18 protein-coding genes are annotated in these 14,656 nt (G+C 68.7%); 12 read left to right on the forward strand and 6 right to left on the reverse strand.

The window, feature by feature from the left end; all coding sequences use genetic code 11:
* Window positions 1-18 precede the first annotated feature (18 nt).
* The gene (locus KUV62_RS16420; protein ID WP_222604812.1) at window positions 19-1,173 is read right to left on the reverse strand and encodes an RsmB/NOP family class I SAM-dependent RNA methyltransferase; all 1,155 of its coding nucleotides are present in this window, start codon (window positions 1,171-1,173) and stop codon (window positions 19-21) included.
* Window positions 1,170-2,618 (reverse strand): IMP dehydrogenase, encoded by a 1,449-nt coding sequence (guaB, locus tag KUV62_RS16425; RefSeq protein ID WP_222604813.1) that lies wholly within the window; start codon window positions 2,616-2,618, stop codon window positions 1,170-1,172. The genes KUV62_RS16420 and guaB overlap by 4 nt, the downstream gene beginning before the upstream one ends.
* A 366-nt stretch (window positions 2,619-2,984) precedes the next feature.
* Between guaB and speB the strand changes: the two genes are divergently transcribed.
* From speB to gap, 10 genes are all read left to right on the forward strand, one after another.
* Window positions 2,985-3,965: an agmatinase gene (gene speB, locus KUV62_RS16430; RefSeq protein WP_222604814.1), complete on the forward strand. Its 981-nt coding sequence runs from the start codon at window positions 2,985-2,987 to the stop codon at window positions 3,963-3,965.
* 172 nt (window positions 3,966-4,137) lie between these two features.
* Window positions 4,138-5,280 (forward strand): CaiB/BaiF CoA transferase family protein, encoded by a 1,143-nt coding sequence (locus KUV62_RS16435; RefSeq protein WP_222604815.1) that lies wholly within the window; start codon window positions 4,138-4,140, stop codon window positions 5,278-5,280.
* A gap of 87 nt (window positions 5,281-5,367) precedes the next feature.
* Entirely contained in the window at window positions 5,368-7,404 is a 2,037-nt protein-coding gene (locus tag KUV62_RS16440; RefSeq protein ID WP_222604816.1) for an ASKHA domain-containing protein, read from the forward strand.
* Window positions 7,405-7,533: 129 nt separating this feature from the next.
* Window positions 7,534-8,112, forward strand: coding sequence for a YqaA family protein (locus KUV62_RS16445; protein WP_222604817.1), 579 nt, complete (start codon window positions 7,534-7,536; stop codon window positions 8,110-8,112).
* Window positions 8,109-8,582, forward strand: coding sequence for a disulfide bond formation protein B (locus KUV62_RS16450; RefSeq protein ID WP_222604818.1), 474 nt, complete (start codon window positions 8,109-8,111; stop codon window positions 8,580-8,582). The genes KUV62_RS16445 and KUV62_RS16450 overlap by 4 nt, the downstream gene beginning before the upstream one ends.
* Before the next feature lie 123 nt (window positions 8,583-8,705).
* Window positions 8,706-8,951, forward strand: a complete 246-nt coding sequence (locus KUV62_RS16455; protein WP_222604819.1) for a PepSY domain-containing protein — start codon at window positions 8,706-8,708, stop codon at window positions 8,949-8,951.
* A gap of 63 nt (window positions 8,952-9,014) precedes the next feature.
* Window positions 9,015-9,554, forward strand: coding sequence for a cytochrome b/b6 domain-containing protein (locus KUV62_RS16460; RefSeq protein ID WP_222604820.1), 540 nt, complete (start codon window positions 9,015-9,017; stop codon window positions 9,552-9,554).
* Entirely contained in the window at window positions 9,551-10,078 is a 528-nt protein-coding gene (locus KUV62_RS16465; protein WP_222604821.1) for a helix-turn-helix transcriptional regulator, read from the forward strand. Before KUV62_RS16460 ends, KUV62_RS16465 begins: the two co-directional genes overlap by 4 nt.
* A gap of 32 nt (window positions 10,079-10,110) precedes the next feature.
* On the forward strand, window positions 10,111-10,254 hold the full coding sequence (locus KUV62_RS16470) for a hypothetical protein (RefSeq protein ID WP_222604822.1): 144 nt from the start codon (window positions 10,111-10,113) through the stop codon (window positions 10,252-10,254).
* 92 nt (window positions 10,255-10,346) lie between these two features.
* The gene (gap, locus tag KUV62_RS16475; RefSeq protein ID WP_222604823.1) at window positions 10,347-11,348 is read left to right on the forward strand and encodes a type I glyceraldehyde-3-phosphate dehydrogenase; all 1,002 of its coding nucleotides are present in this window, start codon (window positions 10,347-10,349) and stop codon (window positions 11,346-11,348) included.
* Window positions 11,349-11,757: 409 nt separating this feature from the next.
* Here the strand turns inward: gap and KUV62_RS16480 are convergent, their stop codons facing one another.
* Window positions 11,758-11,973 carry a hypothetical protein gene (locus KUV62_RS16480; protein ID WP_222604824.1) on the reverse strand — a complete coding sequence of 72 codons (216 nt, stop codon included), beginning with the start codon at window positions 11,971-11,973 and terminating at the stop codon, window positions 11,758-11,760.
* A 245-nt stretch (window positions 11,974-12,218) separates the two neighbouring features.
* On the opposite strand from KUV62_RS16480, the gene KUV62_RS16485 reads away from it, so the two are divergent.
* The gene (locus KUV62_RS16485) at window positions 12,219-12,392 is read left to right on the forward strand and encodes a hypothetical protein (protein ID WP_222604825.1); all 174 of its coding nucleotides are present in this window, start codon (window positions 12,219-12,221) and stop codon (window positions 12,390-12,392) included.
* Window positions 12,393-12,427: 35 nt separating this feature from the next.
* Window positions 12,428-12,574 (forward strand): glyceraldehyde-3-phosphate dehydrogenase, encoded by a 147-nt coding sequence (locus tag KUV62_RS16490; protein WP_222604826.1) that lies wholly within the window; start codon window positions 12,428-12,430, stop codon window positions 12,572-12,574.
* Here KUV62_RS16490 and coaD read toward each other — a convergent pair.
* The 3 genes from coaD to KUV62_RS16505 form a co-directional block, all read right to left on the reverse strand.
* Window positions 12,571-13,068 (reverse strand): pantetheine-phosphate adenylyltransferase, encoded by a 498-nt coding sequence (coaD, locus tag KUV62_RS16495; RefSeq protein WP_222604827.1) that lies wholly within the window; start codon window positions 13,066-13,068, stop codon window positions 12,571-12,573. The two genes, KUV62_RS16490 and coaD, sit on opposite strands and share 4 nt — an antisense overlap.
* A 96-nt stretch (window positions 13,069-13,164) precedes the next feature.
* On the reverse strand, window positions 13,165-13,599 hold the full coding sequence (locus KUV62_RS16500) for a CBS domain-containing protein (protein ID WP_222604828.1): 435 nt from the start codon (window positions 13,597-13,599) through the stop codon (window positions 13,165-13,167).
* 61 nt (window positions 13,600-13,660) lie between these two features.
* Window positions 13,661-14,557 (reverse strand): LysR family transcriptional regulator, encoded by an 897-nt coding sequence (locus KUV62_RS16505; RefSeq protein WP_222604829.1) that lies wholly within the window; start codon window positions 14,555-14,557, stop codon window positions 13,661-13,663.
* Window positions 14,558-14,656 lie beyond the last annotated feature (99 nt).

Genomic DNA, 14,656 nt, shown 5'->3' on the forward strand with positions numbered 1-14,656 from the left:
GTCAAGGCCGCGCCTGGCTCAGGCCAGGGCGGTCAGGCAGGCGATATAGAATCCGTCGCCGCCATCGGAGGGCAGGAACTGGCGCTCGTGCGACAGCCGCCAGCCCGGATGGGCGGCGAGGAATGCGGCCACGCGTTGGTGGTTTTCGGCGGCCAGCATGGAACAGGTGGCATAGGCGAGCGTGCCGCCCGGCGCGACCAGCGGAACCACGGTGTCGAGGATCGTCGCCTGGATCGCGACAAGCTCGGCGAGCCCCTCCGGGGTCAGCCGCCACTTGCCCTCTGGCGCACGACGCCACGAGCCGCTGCCGGAACAGGGCACGTCGCAGAGCACGAGGTCATAGGGCCCGCGGGGCGTCTGCGTGGTCGGGATCGTCGCCCCGGCGCGGGCCGCGCGGGCGGGCAGATCGGACATCCGCGCGGGGTTGGCATCATGCGCCTCGACCGGGCCGGCGATGCGCGCGGCCATCGCCAGCGCCTTGCCGCCGCCACCGGCGCAATAGTCGAGCACGCGCTGGCCCGGTGCCAGGGGCAGCGCCGAGATCACCGCCTGGCTGGCGGCATCCTGCAGCTCGACGCGCCCGTCGGTGAACGCCCTCGACCGCGCCACCTTGCGGGCGCCCGAGAGCACCTCGAGCGCGGTCTCGGCGAGCGGATGCGCGCGGACCGAGATCTCCTCCGCCGCGAGCGCCGCGATAGCCTCGGGGACGCTGCCGCGCAGGGTGTTGACGCGCAGGAAGACCGGCGCCCTGTGGCGCAGCTCCTCGGCCGCTTGCGCCGCCTCCTCGCCAAGGCTCGCCTGCCAGTCCGGCCAGAGCCAGTCGGGCAGGTCCAGCGCCTCGGCCCCCTCGGGCACATGCCCGCCGGCGCGCTCGGCCGCGCCCAGCGGCGCGGGCGCATGGCCCTGTCCGGTGAACAGCGTGTCGGGATCGGTGCCTTGCTGGCGCAGGAGGCCGAGCATGCGCTCGCGCCCGCTCTCGCCGCCGCCGGTGGCCGCGGTCGAGCGCCAGCGGCGCATCACGTCGAAGACATGGTCGCGCACCGCGGCGCGATCCTTGGCCCCCGCGAAGCGCGAGGCCCGCGACCAGCCGAGCAGCGCCTGCTCGGCCGGTGTGCCCGCGGCGATGCGGTCGAGGACCTCCGCCGCGGCCTGAACCCGTGCCGCCGGCGTCATCCGACGCGGTAGTTCGGGCTTTCGCGGGTGATCTGCACGTCGTGCACGTGGCTCTCGCTGAGGCCCGCGTTGGTGATCTTCACGAAGCTGCAGTTCTTGCGCATCTCGTCGACGGTGGCGTTGCCGGTATAGCCCATCGCCGCGCGCAGGCCGCCCACCAGCTGATGGATCACCGCGCCGGCCGCGCCCTTGTAGGGCACCTGCCCCTCGATGCCCTCGGGCACCAGCTTGTCGGAGGCGGCGTCCTTCTGGAAGTAGCGGTCGGCGGAGCCGCGCGCCATGGCGCCGAGCGAGCCCATGCCGCGATAGGCCTTGAACGAGCGGCCCTGGTAGAGAATGACCTCGCCCGGGCTCTCGTCGGTGCCGGCGATCATGCTGCCGACCATGGCGCAGGAGGCGCCGGCGGCGATCGCCTTGGCGAAATCGCCGGAGAACTTGATGCCGCCATCGGCGATCACCGGCACGTCGCCGGCCGCCTTGGCGCAATCCATCACCGCGGTGAGCTGCGGCACGCCGACGCCGGCGACCATGCGGGTGGTGCAAATCGAGCCCGGCCCGATGCCGACCTTGACCGCGTCGGCCCCGGCCTCGATGAGCGCGCGGGTGGCGTCGGCGGTGGCGACGTTGCCGGCGATCACCTGCAGCTCGTTGGACAGCCGCTTGGCGCGGGCCACGGCCTCGAGCACGCCCTGCGAATGTCCGTGGGCGGTGTCGATCACCACGATGTCGACACCGGCATCGACCAGCGCCTCGGTGCGCTCGAACCCGGCCTCGCCGACGCCGCTCGCGGCGGCGCAGAGCAGGCGGCCGAGCCGGTCCTTGCTGGCCGAGGGGTTGACCACGGCCTTCTCGGTGTCCTTGAGGGTCAGCAGGCCGGTGAGCTTGCCGGCGGCGTCGGTCACCAGCAGCTTCTCGATGCGGCGCGCGCGCATCAGGCTGATCGCCTCGTCGCGGTCGGCGGGCTCCTGCAGGATGGCGAGGTTCTCGGAGGTCATCATCACCCGGACGGGGGTGTCGTCCTTCTGGGCGAAGCGCATGTCGCGGTTGGTCACGATGCCGACCACGTGCTTCTTCTCGTCGACCACCGGGAAACCGGTGAAGCCATAGCGCTCGGTCAGCGCCTTGGCATCGGCCAGCGTCTGGTCGGGGGTCAGGGTCACCGGGTTGTAGACGATGCCGCTCTCGAAGCGCTTGACCCGGCGCACCTGCTGCGCCTGCTCCTCGACGGTGAGGTTCTTGTGGATCACGCCGATACCGCCGGCCTGCGCCATGGTGATGGCCATGCGAGCCTCGGTCACGGTGTCCATGGCCGAGCTCAAGAGCGGGATATTGAGGGCAATGGATTTGGTCACGCGGGTGCGGGTGTCTGCGGTGCTGGGCAGCACGCTGGACGCCGCGGGAACGAGAAGAACGTCGTCGAAGGTGAGCGCCTCGCGAATCTCCATGGGGTGGCTCCTTGGGAGGGGATCGGTTGGCACGTCCCTATTGCATGGATGCGCGGGAGGCGAAAGCCCCCTTCCTCGGCCTCCGCATCCTGCGCGCCGCCGCCCCCTGCCCGGCGCCCTGCGGCTGGCAAGGGAAACAAGGGGGCCAGCCCCCTCTTGGCCTGCGGCCAATTCACCCCCGAGGTATTTTTGAACCAGAGAAGACGAGGGCGCGGCGCACCTGGCTTCTCTTCGTCGAAAATACTCCCGCCGGAGGCGTCCGGGCTCTGCCACGGACGCGGCGCCGGGAGAACGGTGGCCGGGTCGGGGCCCCGGAGATTGCGTCGGGGCCCGCGCTGGCGCAGGGTGGCGGCGAGATCGAACGAGATGGAGGCGCCTTTGGCACATGGATACGAGAGCGGCCGGCTGAACCTGCCCTTCACCGGCATCTGCACATTTGCGAAGAAGCCCTTCGTCGCCGACTGGAGCGCCATCGACGCCGATGCCGCCATCCTCGGCGCGCCCTTCGATGCCGGGACCCAGTGGCGGGCCGGGGCGCGGTTCGGGCCGCGCGGCGTGCGCGAGGCCTCGACGCTGTTCTCCTTCGGCCATGCCGGGGCCTATGATCACGAGGATGACGCCACCTACCTGGGCGAAGACGTGCGCATCGTCGACATGGGCGATGCCGATATCGTGCACACCGACACCATCGCCAGCCATCGCAACATCCGCACCGGGGTGGAGGCGGCGCTGAAGGCCGGCGCGCTGCCGGTGGTGATCGGCGGGGACCACTCGGTCAACATCCCCTGCATTGAGGCCTACGAGGGCCACGCGCCGTTCCAGATCCTGCAGATCGACGCCCATCTCGATTTCGTCGACGAGCGCCACGGCGTCACCCGGGGCCATGGCAACCCGATGCGCCGCGCCGCCGAGAAGGACTGGGTCAGCGGGCTGACGCAGGTCGGCATCCGCAATGTCAGCTCCACCGCCAAGGAAGGCTATGACGCCGCCCGCGCCATGGGCTCCGACATCCTCTCGGTGCGGCAGGCGCGTGGGCTGGGCGCGCATGGCGTGGCGCAGCGCATTCCCGAGGGCGTGCCGGTCTACATCACCATCGACATCGACGGGTTCTGCCCCTCCATCGCCCCGGGCACCGGCACGCCGAGCCATGGCGGCTTTCTCTACTACGAGGTGCTCGAGATCCTGCAGCAGGTCGCCCACGCGCACGACATCGTCGGCATCGACCTCGTCGAGGTGGCGCCCGATTACGATCCCACCGGCTCGACCTCGATCCTCGCGGCGCAGATCCTGATGAACCTGCTGGGTTTCGTGTTCCATGCCCGCAAGCAACGGATGCCTGCCGGATAGGCAGGCCGCCCAACTTGGGTCAAACAATGGCCCAGAAACTGCGGCACTCAGGAAACAACCTCCACGCGAAGCGCGCAAAGCGTGCCGCATCGGCGAGGAACCGCTTGCGGGACCGGCGAAGCTGCGGAAAGCTCGGGGGAGAGCAGAAAAACAACATGAGAGCCAAAGGCCCATGCCCCTTCCCCTCAACGGCGTCACCGTCGTCGACTTCAGTCGCATCCTCTCCGGGCCCTATGCCACGATGATCCTTGCCGATCTCGGCGCCGCCGTGATCAAGGTCGAGCGCCCCGGCAAGGGCGATGACGCGCGGCGGCTGCCGCCGCTCAAGGACGGCAAGAGCGCCTATTTCGCCGCCGTGAACCGCGGCAAGCGCTCGATCGCGCTGGATCTCGACATCGAGGCCGACCGCGCCCTGCTCGACCGGATGCTGGCCCGCGCCGACGTGCTGGTGGAGAATTTCCGCCCCGGGGTGATGGCACGGCACGGGCTCGACTGGGACAGCCTGCACGCCCGCCATCCCGAGATGATCTACGCCTCGGTGAGCGGCTACGGCCAGACCGGGCCTGACGCCAAGCGCCCCGCCTACGACACCGTGGTGCAGGCGCGCGGCGGGCTGATGGGGCTCACCGGCACGCCGGACGAGCCGCGCCGCGCCGGCAGCTCGGTGGGCGATCTCGCCGGGGGCATGTTTCTCGTTCAGGGCATCCTCGCGGCGCTCTATGCCCGCCAGGCCGATGGCAAGGGCCGGCGCATCGACGTCGGTCAGCTCGACGCGCAGGTGGCGCTGATGGACCAGGCCATCGCCCAGGCGGCGATGACCGACGCGACACCGGCCAACGCCACGCGGCACCCCTCGATCGCGCCCTGCGAGGCGGTGGCGGCCTCCGATGGCCCCTTCGTGCTGGCCGCCGGCACCGACGCGCAGTTCGAAAAGCTCTGCCTGACGCTGCAGCTGCCGCTGGCCGACGATCCGCGCTTTGCCGACAACGCCGCGCGGCTGACCCACGCGCGGCTCCTGAAGCGCCTGATCGAGGCGGTGACGCTGGAATTCCCGCGCTCGCACTGGCTCGCCAAGCTCACCGCCGCCGGCATCCCCTGCGCGCCGATCCAGAGCATGGAGCAGGTGATGAAGGACCCGCAGCTGCTGGCCCGCAACATGATCGTCGACGTGCTCGACCGCTATGGCCGCGCCACCTTCAAGGCTGCCGGCAACCCGATCAAGATCTCGGGCATGGAAGACCGCCCGGCGCGCCCGGCCCCGCCCGAGCTCGACGGCAACCGCGCCGATATCCTGCGCTGGCTCGACACCGACTGACGCGCAGCCGCCGCGCGGTGTCGCTTCCGGGCCATCTCCTGCCGCTCCCGGAGCTATGCTTAGGGGGCGCAACAGGCAGGCCCGACCATGACCCAAGACCCCCTCGTCGTCTTCACCCCTTCGGGCAAGCGCGGCCGCGTGCCGGCCGGAACGCCGGTGCTGGCGGCGGCGCGCAAGCTCGGGGTCGATCTCGATTCGGTCTGCGGCGGGCGCGGCATCTGCTCGAAATGCCAGGTCGCACCGGCCTTCGGCGACTTCGCCAAGCATGGCATCCGCTCGGAGCCCGGGGCGCTGTCGGACTGGAACAAGGTCGAGGCGCGGTACCACGAGAAGCGCGGGCTGGCGGAGGGTCGCCGTCTCGGCTGCCAGGCACAGATCCTCGGCGACGTGGTGATCGACGTGCCCGCCTCCAGCCAGGTGCACCGGCAGGTGGTGCGGAAGGCCGCGACCGCGCGGGCCATCGAGATGGATCCGGCGACGCGTCTGCATTACGTCGAGGTCGAGGCGCCCGACATGCACGAGCCCACCGGAGATCTCGAGCGGCTTGCGCGGGCACTCGAGGCGCAATGGGGCATCGCCGAGATCCGCTCCGGGCTGCCGCTGCTCGCGCAACTCCAGCCGGCGTTGCGCAAGGGTGACTGGAAGGTCACCGTGGCGCTGCACCGGCGCGCCGACGACGCGGTGCCAGAGCTGGTGGCGATCTGGCCGGGGCTGCACGAGGCCGGCATCTACGGCCTCGCCATCGATCTCGGCTCGACCACCATCGCCGCGCATCTGACCGATCTCGACACCGGAGCGGTGGTCGCCTCGGCGGGGATCATGAACCCGCAGATCCGCTTCGGCGAAGACCTGATGAGCCGGGTCTCCTACGCCATGATGACCCCCGGCGGCGCGCTCGAGATGACCCGCGCGGTGCGCGAGGCGCTCTCGACGCTGATCAGCGAGATCGCCCACGAGGCCGAGATCGACCCGGCGCTGATCCTCGAGGCGACCTTCGTCTGCAACCCGGTGATGCACCACCTGCTGCTGGGCATCGACCCGGTGGAGCTCGGACAGGCGCCCTTCGCACTGGCGACCTCCTCGGCCCTCGACCTCAGCGCCCATGAGCTCGGCCTCACCTCCCTGCCCGCCTGCGCGCAGATCTACCTGCTGCCCTGCATCGCGGGCCACGTCGGAGCCGACGCGGCGGCGGTGGCGCTCTCGGAACAGCCGGGCCTGTCGGACGACCTGGTGCTGGTGGTCGATGTCGGCACCAATGCCGAGATCCTGCTCGGCGACCGCGACCGCGTGCTGGCCTGTTCCTCTCCCACCGGCCCGGCCTTCGAGGGCGCACAGATCAGCTCGGGCCAGCGCGCCGCCCCCGGCGCCATCGAGGCGGTGCGCATCGATCCCGAGACCAAGGAGCCGCGCCTGCGGGTGATCGGCTGCGAGCTCTGGTCTGACGAGCCGGGCTTTGCCGAGGCCACGGCGGTGAGCGGCATCACCGGGATCTGCGGCTCGGGCATCATCGAGGCGGTGGCCGAGATGCGCATCGCGGGGCTTCTCGACGCCGGCGGCCTCATCGGCTCCGCCGAGCAGACCGGCAGCGCGCGCTGCATCAGCGAGGGCCGCACCCATTCCTACGTGCTGCATGACGGCACCGCGACGGGCGGGCCGCTGGTCACCGTCACCCAGGGCGATATCCGGGCAATCCAGCTGGCCAAGTCGGCGCTCTACGCCGGCGCGCGGCTGCTGATGGACACGCGCGGGGTCGAGCGGGTCGACCGGGTGGTTCTGGCCGGCGCCTTCGGGGCGCATATCTCGCCGCTGCACGCGATGGTGCTGGGGATGATCCCCGACGTGCCGCTCGACAGGGTGAGCTCGGCCGGCAACGCCGCCGGCACCGGCGCGCGCATCGCGCTCTGCAGCCTCGCGGCGCGGCGCCAGATCGAGCGCGACGTCTCTGCCATCACCAAGGTCGAGACCGCCATCGAGCCGCGCTTCCAGGAGCATTTCGTCGCCGCCAACGCGATCCCGCACGCCTCCGACCCGTTCCCGGAGCTCTCCCGGCACGTCACCCTGCCCGAGCCGCGCTTCAACGCCCACGCCGAGGCTGGCGGGCGGCGCCGGCGGCGGCGCGGCTGAGGCCCGATTCTGCCCGCCAGACCAGCGCTGTGTCACCCGCAGGACGCGATCCAAGCCACAACACGTTTTCGTCTGTTGCGTGGCGCGCGCGGGCATGGTTCCTCGGTCGAGGACAAACGGAGATCGCCCATGCTGCGCCGCCTCTACGACTGGACCATGTCGCTGGCAGACCACCCGAAAGCGCTTTGGGCGCTGGCCCTCGTCTCGTTCATCGAGGCCTCGGTGTTCCCCATCCCGCCAGATGTGCTGATGATCCCGATGGTGCTTGCCGCGCCGCGCAAGGCGTGGCTCATCGCGCTGGTGGCGACCTGCGCCTCGGTTCTGGGCGGCCTCGCGGGCTACGGCATCGGGCATTTCTTCTTCGAAAGCCTCGGCCGGCCGATCCTCGAGGCGATGGGCAAGGCCGACCAGATGGAAGCCTTCAACGCGCGCTTCAACGGTGTCGGGTTCTGGGCCGTGCTGATCGCCGGCGTGACGCCCTTCCCGTTCAAGGTCATCACGATTATGTCGGGCTGGACGGCGATGCCGCTCGGAACCTTCATCGTCACGGCGATCGTGGCGCGCGCGCTGCGCTTCTTCGTGGTGGCCGGGCTGCTCTGGGGCTTCGGCCAGCCGATCCGGCACTTCATCGAGCGCCGGCTCGGCATCGTCTTCACGCTCTTCGTGCTGCTCCTCGTGGGCGGCTTCTACATCGTGAGATACCTATGACACCGACTCGCACACTTCTCATCCTGCTCGCCGCCGGCGGCTCCGCAGCGCTGCTCCTCGGCGCGCTCGGCTTCCAGTACCTGGGCGATCTGCCGCCCTGCAAGCTGTGCATCTACCAGCGCTGGCCGCATCTCGCCGCCGTGGTGATCGGCCTCGGCGCGCTGGCGACCCGCGGCTCGGTGCTGCCTATCCTCGGCGCGCTCTCCGCGCTGGCCACCGCCGCCGTCGGCTTCTACCACACCGGCGTCGAGCGCGCCTGGTGGGAGGGCCCGACCACCTGCACCGCCTCCGGCTCGGTCACCGGGATCAGCGCCGACGACCTGCTGAACCAGATCATGAATGCCGAGATCCAGCGCTGCGACGAGGTGATCTGGGATCTCTTCGGCCTGTCGATGGCCAGCTGGAACACCCTCGCCAGCCTCGCCTTCATGGCGCTGTGGATCTGGGCCGCCCTGAAAAGCAAGGCCTGAACCAAAGTTGCAGGGGCCCGGATCTGCACCCCGCGGTGCATGGTCCAGGCCCGCTGCCGCTGTCATCTCCTGAATCGAGGCGCCGGATGTCCCGGCCCCGTCCCTCGCTACAGGAGATCCCCCATGTTCAAGTCCATCGCCGCCGCGCTGACCGCAATCGCCCTTGCCGGTCCGGCCTTCGCCTCGCCCGACGTCGACGCCGCCACCCAGGCGCAGATCCGCGAGAAGCTCACCGCGGAAGGCTACGAGGTCCGCAAGATCGACAGCGAAGACGGCATGATCGAGGTCTACGCCCTGAAGAACGGTGAACGGTTCGAGCTCTATCTCGACGCCGGGCTCAACGTCGTGCGCAGCAAGACCGACGACTGAGCCATCCCCGGCGCGGCCCGTGGCCTGTGCCCGGGCTGCGCCTCCTTCTTCGGGAGCATCCCCATGACACGCCATTACATCTGGGACCCGCTGCTGCGGCTGTTCCACTGGAGCCTTGCGGGCATTTTCATCACCAACGCACTCTTCACCGATCCCGAGAGCACGCTGCACGAGACCCTCGGCTACGCCATCGCGGCGCTGCTGGTCATCCGGCTGGTCTGGGGGATGGTCGGGCCGCACGCGGCGCGCTTCACCAGCTTTCTGCCGAACCGAGCCGGCATCCGCGACCAGCTCACCGACATCGCCACCGGACGGCGCCGGGTGCACCTGATGCACACGCCGCTCGGCGCGCTGATGATCTTCAACCTGCTGCTCACCCTCGCCGCCATCGTCGCCACCGGCGTGATGATGACCACCAATGCCTTCTGGGGCGTCGACTGGGTCGAGGAGCTACACGAGGCGCTGGTCAGCTGGGCCGAGGTCTCGGTGCTGCTGCACGTGGGCGCCGTGCTGTTCGAGAGCCTGCGCACCGGGGTCAATCTGCCGCGGGCCATGGTTACGGGTGTCAAATCCGTCCCGGAGGGTGCAAAGATCGAGCCATGACGGATCGAGCGAACCCGGCGCCCGAGCGGGCGTCCCCGATGGTGGCCCTGATCGCCGTGCAGAGCCTCTGCGCGGCGTTCTTTCTCGCCGATGTCGCCAGCGACGGCCTCGAGATCGGCTGGCCGCCGTTCACTCACTGGCATTTCATGGTCGAGCTTGCCGCGGCGCTCGGGCTGATCGCCGCCGTCGCGGTCGAGATCCGCTGGCTGATGGCGCTGCTGCGCCGCAAGGCCCATCTCGAGCGCCAGCTCTCTCTGGCCGCCGGCGCCTTCCACGACATCGTCGCGGCCCAGTTCCGCGGCTGGGGGCTGACGCCCTCGGAAGAAGACGTGGCGATGTTCACCCTCAAGGGCCTGTCGATCGCCGAGATCGCCGCGCTGCGCGGCTCGGCCGAGGGCACGGTGAAATCCCATCTCAACGGCATCTACCGCAAGGCCGGCGTCAGCGGCCGCGGCGCCTTCCTCAGCCTGTTCATCGAGGAGCTGATGAACACCCCCGCAGATGCGCCGGCAGATCGGGCGTGACAGCCTCCGCGCGCTCTGGCATCAGGAGCGTCATGACCAATCGGATCGCCATATGGATCGGCCTGCTGATCCTTCTCGCCCTGGCCGTGGACACGGTGCTGTGGGGCACGGAGCACCTGGTGTTCCTCGGGCGTAAGTTCTTCGCATTGCTGGATTGGGTCGCCTTCTGGCGCTAATCGCGGTCGCGACAAAGGGGCAGGTTGACTTAGCGGCGGCAACCTGATGACCTGCGCGCAACCTTCAGTATTTCGATAGCAAGGAGATCCCCATGACCGTCAAAGTCGCAATCAACGGCTTCGGGCGCATTGGCCGTAACGTGCTGCGCGCCATCATCGAGTCGGGCCGTACCGACATCGAGGTGATCGCGATCAACGATCTCGGCCCGGTCGAGACCAATGCCCACCTGCTGCAGTTCGACAGCGTTCATGGCCGCTTCCCGCAGGAAGTGACCGTCTCCGGCGACACCATCGATGTCGGCCGCGGCCCGATCAAGGTCAGCGCCGAGCGCAACCCAGCCGACCTGCCGTGGGGCGATGTCGACGTGGTGATGGAATGCACCGGCATCTTCACTGCCCGCGACAAGGCGGCGCTGCACCTCGAGAACGGCGCCAAGCGCGTCCTGGTCTCGGCCCCGGCCTCGGGCGCCGACAAGACCATCGTCTTCGGCGTCAATGACAGCGTGCTGACCAAGGACGACATCGTGGTGTCGAACGCGTCCTGCACGACGAACTGCCTGTCGCCGGTGGCCAAGGTGCTCAACGATGCCATCGGCATCGAAAAGGGCTTCATGACCACGATTCACTCCTACACCGGCGACCAGCCGACGCTGGACACCATGCACAAGGATCTCTACCGCGCCCGCGCCGCGGCGCTGTCGATGATCCCGACCTCGACCGGCGCGGCCAAGGCCGTGGGCCTGGTTCTGCCGGAACTCAACGGCAAGCTCGACGGCGTCGCGATCCGCGTGCCGACCCCGAACGTCTCGGTCGTCGACCTGACCTTCGAGGCGAAGAAGAGCACCACCGTGGAAGAGATCAACGACGCCATCCGCGCCGCGGCCGATGGCCCGCTCAAGGGCGTTCTGGGCTACACCGATAAGCCCAACGTCTCGATCGACTTCAACCACGATCCGCATTCGTCGATCTTCCACACCGACCAGACCAAGGTCATGGAAGGCACCATGTGCCGCATCCTGACCTGGTACGACAACGAGTGGGGCTTCTCGAACCGCATGTCGGACACGGCCGTTGCGATGGGCAAGCTGATCTGATCAAGCCGATCTGATTGCGGCTGCCGGCCGCACGGAAACCGCTCGGGGCGGGGTCGGAAACGGCCCCGCCCTGTTTCTTGCCTGTAGGTTTCTTGCCTGCAGGTTTCTGACCGCTGGTCTCCCGCCAATCGTATCTGACCTGCCGTCGCTTGCCTGTCTTGGTTTGCCTGTCGTTTCTGCCTTGGCGTCGCGCGCCGGAGGTCTCTGCGCCGTCGTCTTTCGCCGCTGGCCTCTGCCCAGTCGCCGGCCACCGCCCCCCTGCCCATCTTCGCGCGCCTGTTGCCTCGGACGCCTGACCGCTCGCCCGAGCTCACGGCCCCGGGCCTGCCATTTCAGACACACCGCCAGCGATCTCAGGCCGTCCTGCCTTGGCTCTCCCGCTCTGCCGTTGCCGAGATTGCCCGTCCACTCACTCCTCCTGCATCCGCCGCGCCAGCGCATAGCCCTGCCGGGCGCTGCGCGGCGGCACGGCCTGCATGCTCAGGAGCCCGGACGCCCCCCGCTCGTACGATGGCGCATCGCCGCCGCGCGCGGCGCTCTGGATGGCGCCGGTCGAGCGCTGGCGCGATGCCGGGGCCTGTGTCAGCCGGCGCGTCGAGCGCGCGCCCGAGGATCGGATATCCATGCGATCACCTCCTGATGATTGGCTGCTTCAAGATCGAAGCCTCGATATCTGTGTCTGTCTTGATGCCGTTAACCCTACGCGCGGAAGGTTAAGATCTTCCTGACGGCGATACCGCGCCCGAGAGCGTCACCCGTCGCCATGCAAAAACTGCAGAACGGGGTTGGAATTTCGGAAATTGTGCTGCGCCGCAGCAATCCCTAGGTTAGCGCCAACAGCAACGAAGGGGGGAGCTACGGAGACACAGCATGACCCACCTTATCGCAACGCTCAAAACCCGTCTCGATCAGCACGCGCGCTACAAGCGCACGCTGCGCGAACTGCGCCGGATGTCGCTCGACACTGCGCTCGATCTGGACATCTACCGCGGCGACCTGCGCCGCATCGCATCCGAGGCCGTCTACGGCCAGGCCCGCGCCTGACCGCAGGCCCAAATCACATCCGAAGGGACTATGACATGACCGTTCTGAACACCATCTACCGCCGTTACGCCTACCGCCGCACCCTCAGCGCCCTGCGCAACCTGCCCGAGCGCACCCGCATGGATTGCGACATCGCCGGCCACGAGAACGAGCTCGCCCGCCGCGCGGTCTACGGCCTCTAAGACTTCGCGAAGCGCGCCTTCAGCGCGTCGTGAACCGGCGGCGTGACGAAATTGCTCACGTCGCCGCCGAGCCGCGCGATCTCCTTGACCAGCTTCGACGCGATCGCCTGGTGCCGAGCCTCCGCCATCAGGAAGACCGTCTCGACGCTGTCATCGAGCGCCCGGTTCATCCCGACCATCTGGAATTCATACTCGAAATCCGCGACCGCCCGCAGGCCGCGGACGATGATCTGCGCGCCCACGTCATGGGCGCAGTCGATCAGCAGGTTCTCGAACGGGTGGGCAACGATCTCGGTGCCGGTCTCGTCGGAGAGCGCGCGGCATTCCGCCTCGATCATCGCGACGCGCGCCTCGAGGTCGAAGAGCGGCCCCTTGTCGCGATTGATCGCGACGCCGATCACCAGCCTGTCGACCAGCGCCGCCGCACGCCGGATAATGTCGATATGGCCCAGCGTGATCGGGTCGAACGTGCCGGGATAAAGGCCAATGCGCATGGGGCTGCCCCTGATCTGTCAGTTTGCCGCACGCAACAATATTGCGTTGCCGAATGCAACCCCTTGACCAAAATGCCGCGGCATGCTCGGGCCGGATCAGTAGCCCATGATCATGCCCTGCAGCGCGTCCTTCTCCATCGCGAGCTCGGCAATCTGCGCTGCCACCACGTCACCGATGGTGATGATTCCGACCATCACGCCCTCTTCGACCACCGGCATGTGACGGAAGCGGCCCTCGGTCATGCGGGCGAGGATGACGTCGCTGTCATCGGCAGAGGTGCAGGTCTTGAGATCGGTGGTCATCAGACTCTCGACCGGCGTGGTGAGCACGGCGGCCCCGTCGGTGGCGAGACGGCGCACGATGTCGCGCTCGGACAGGATGCCCAGCGGGGTCTGACCGTCCTCGGAGATCACCACGCCGCCGATGCGGCGCTCGGCCAGCATCTTGGCGGCATCTGCCACCGTGGTCGCGGGCGTTACCGTGACGACGCCGTCATCCGCCTTGTCCTTGAGAATCTGTTGCACCTGCATCCGGCTCTCCTCCATGCCTTCTCTGCGCGTGCATCCAGCGTCCGGCCCCTGCGACAATCTGTCAAGTCAGACCTTCGAGCAGGGTAAGTTCTTTGCGAATCCCCTGCCCCAGCGCCTCGGCGAAGGCGTTGAGCCGCCCGAGCCGGCGGTCATCCTCGTGGCGCACCAGATAGAAGCTGCGGGTGATCTCGACTTCTTCAGCCAGCACCTTGCGCAGCCCCGGCGCCGCGGGCAGCGCGAAATCATGCACGATGCCGAGCCCGGCGTGCTGGCGCAGCCAGTGAAACTGCACCGAGACGCTGTTGGAGGCCAGCCGCACCCGCTCGACGCCGAGATCGGCGAGGTAGTCGAGTTCCTTGTCAAAGATCATGTCAGGGATGTAGCCGATGATGCGGTGCTCCCGCAGGTCGTCGCGGCTGCGGATCGGGGGGTGCTGCGAAAGATAGGCCTCGGAGGCGGCGAGGTGCAGTTTGTAATCGGCGAGCTTCTGCACCACCAGCCGCCCCGCGGTGGGGGCCGAGACGCCGATGGCGATGTCGGCCTCGCGCCGTGACAGGTTGACGATGCGCGGCAGGGCGACGATCTGGATCTCGAGATCGGGGTTCTGCGCGCCGATCTCGGCGCAGACCTGCGGCAGCAGGAAATTGGCGCAGCCATCCGGCGCGCCGATGCGGATCTGGCCCGAGAGCCCCTCACCCGCCCCGCGCACCGCCTCGGCGCCCTGCCCGAGCGCCTGCTCGGCCTCCTCGGCATGGGAGAGCAGCCGCGCCCCGGCCTCGGTCAGCGCATAGCCCTGCGGGCTCTTGGCAAACAGCGGCTGGCCCAGCGTCTCCTCGAGCCGCGCCACGCGCCGGCCCACCGTGGCCGGGTCCATACGCAGCACGCGGCCGGCGCCCGAGAGGCTGTCGCCCCGCGCCACGGCGAGGAAAATCCGCAAATCATCCCAGTTCCCGCGCATGTCAGCACCTGCATTTTTGCAAAACCCTTTTGTCCGATTACCTCTGTTGCCTGCATTTCCGCAAGACTAAGGTGACGCCAAATCCGAATGACAGGAGGA

Source organism: Salipiger bermudensis (genome assembly GCF_019801965.1).
Classification (GTDB): domain Bacteria; phylum Pseudomonadota; class Alphaproteobacteria; order Rhodobacterales; family Rhodobacteraceae; genus Salipiger; species Salipiger bermudensis_A.

Coding starts and splice junctions, on each gene's coding strand:
- KUV62_RS16420 (WP_222604812.1), bottom strand. CDS start 1,173: ATGACGCCGGCGGCACGGGTTCAGGCCGCGGCGGAGGTCCTCGACCGC.
- guaB (WP_222604813.1), bottom strand. CDS start 2,618: ATGGAGATTCGCGAGGCGCTCACCTTCGACGACGTTCTTCTCGTTCCC.
- speB (WP_222604814.1), top strand. CDS start 2,985: ATGGAGGCGCCTTTGGCACATGGATACGAGAGCGGCCGGCTGAACCTG.
- KUV62_RS16435 (WP_222604815.1), top strand. CDS start 4,138: ATGCCCCTTCCCCTCAACGGCGTCACCGTCGTCGACTTCAGTCGCATC.
- KUV62_RS16440 (WP_222604816.1), top strand. CDS start 5,368: ATGACCCAAGACCCCCTCGTCGTCTTCACCCCTTCGGGCAAGCGCGGC.
- KUV62_RS16445 (WP_222604817.1), top strand. CDS start 7,534: ATGCTGCGCCGCCTCTACGACTGGACCATGTCGCTGGCAGACCACCCG.
- KUV62_RS16450 (WP_222604818.1), top strand. CDS start 8,109: ATGACACCGACTCGCACACTTCTCATCCTGCTCGCCGCCGGCGGCTCC.
- KUV62_RS16455 (WP_222604819.1), top strand. CDS start 8,706: ATGTTCAAGTCCATCGCCGCCGCGCTGACCGCAATCGCCCTTGCCGGT.
- KUV62_RS16460 (WP_222604820.1), top strand. CDS start 9,015: ATGACACGCCATTACATCTGGGACCCGCTGCTGCGGCTGTTCCACTGG.
- KUV62_RS16465 (WP_222604821.1), top strand. CDS start 9,551: ATGACGGATCGAGCGAACCCGGCGCCCGAGCGGGCGTCCCCGATGGTG.
- KUV62_RS16470 (WP_222604822.1), top strand. CDS start 10,111: ATGACCAATCGGATCGCCATATGGATCGGCCTGCTGATCCTTCTCGCC.
- gap (WP_222604823.1), top strand. CDS start 10,347: ATGACCGTCAAAGTCGCAATCAACGGCTTCGGGCGCATTGGCCGTAAC.
- KUV62_RS16480 (WP_222604824.1), bottom strand. CDS start 11,973: ATGGATATCCGATCCTCGGGCGCGCGCTCGACGCGCCGGCTGACACAG.
- KUV62_RS16485 (WP_222604825.1), top strand. CDS start 12,219: ATGACCCACCTTATCGCAACGCTCAAAACCCGTCTCGATCAGCACGCG.
- KUV62_RS16490 (WP_222604826.1), top strand. CDS start 12,428: ATGACCGTTCTGAACACCATCTACCGCCGTTACGCCTACCGCCGCACC.
- coaD (WP_222604827.1), bottom strand. CDS start 13,068: ATGCGCATTGGCCTTTATCCCGGCACGTTCGACCCGATCACGCTGGGC.
- KUV62_RS16500 (WP_222604828.1), bottom strand. CDS start 13,599: ATGCAGGTGCAACAGATTCTCAAGGACAAGGCGGATGACGGCGTCGTC.
- KUV62_RS16505 (WP_222604829.1), bottom strand. CDS start 14,557: ATGCGCGGGAACTGGGATGATTTGCGGATTTTCCTCGCCGTGGCGCGG.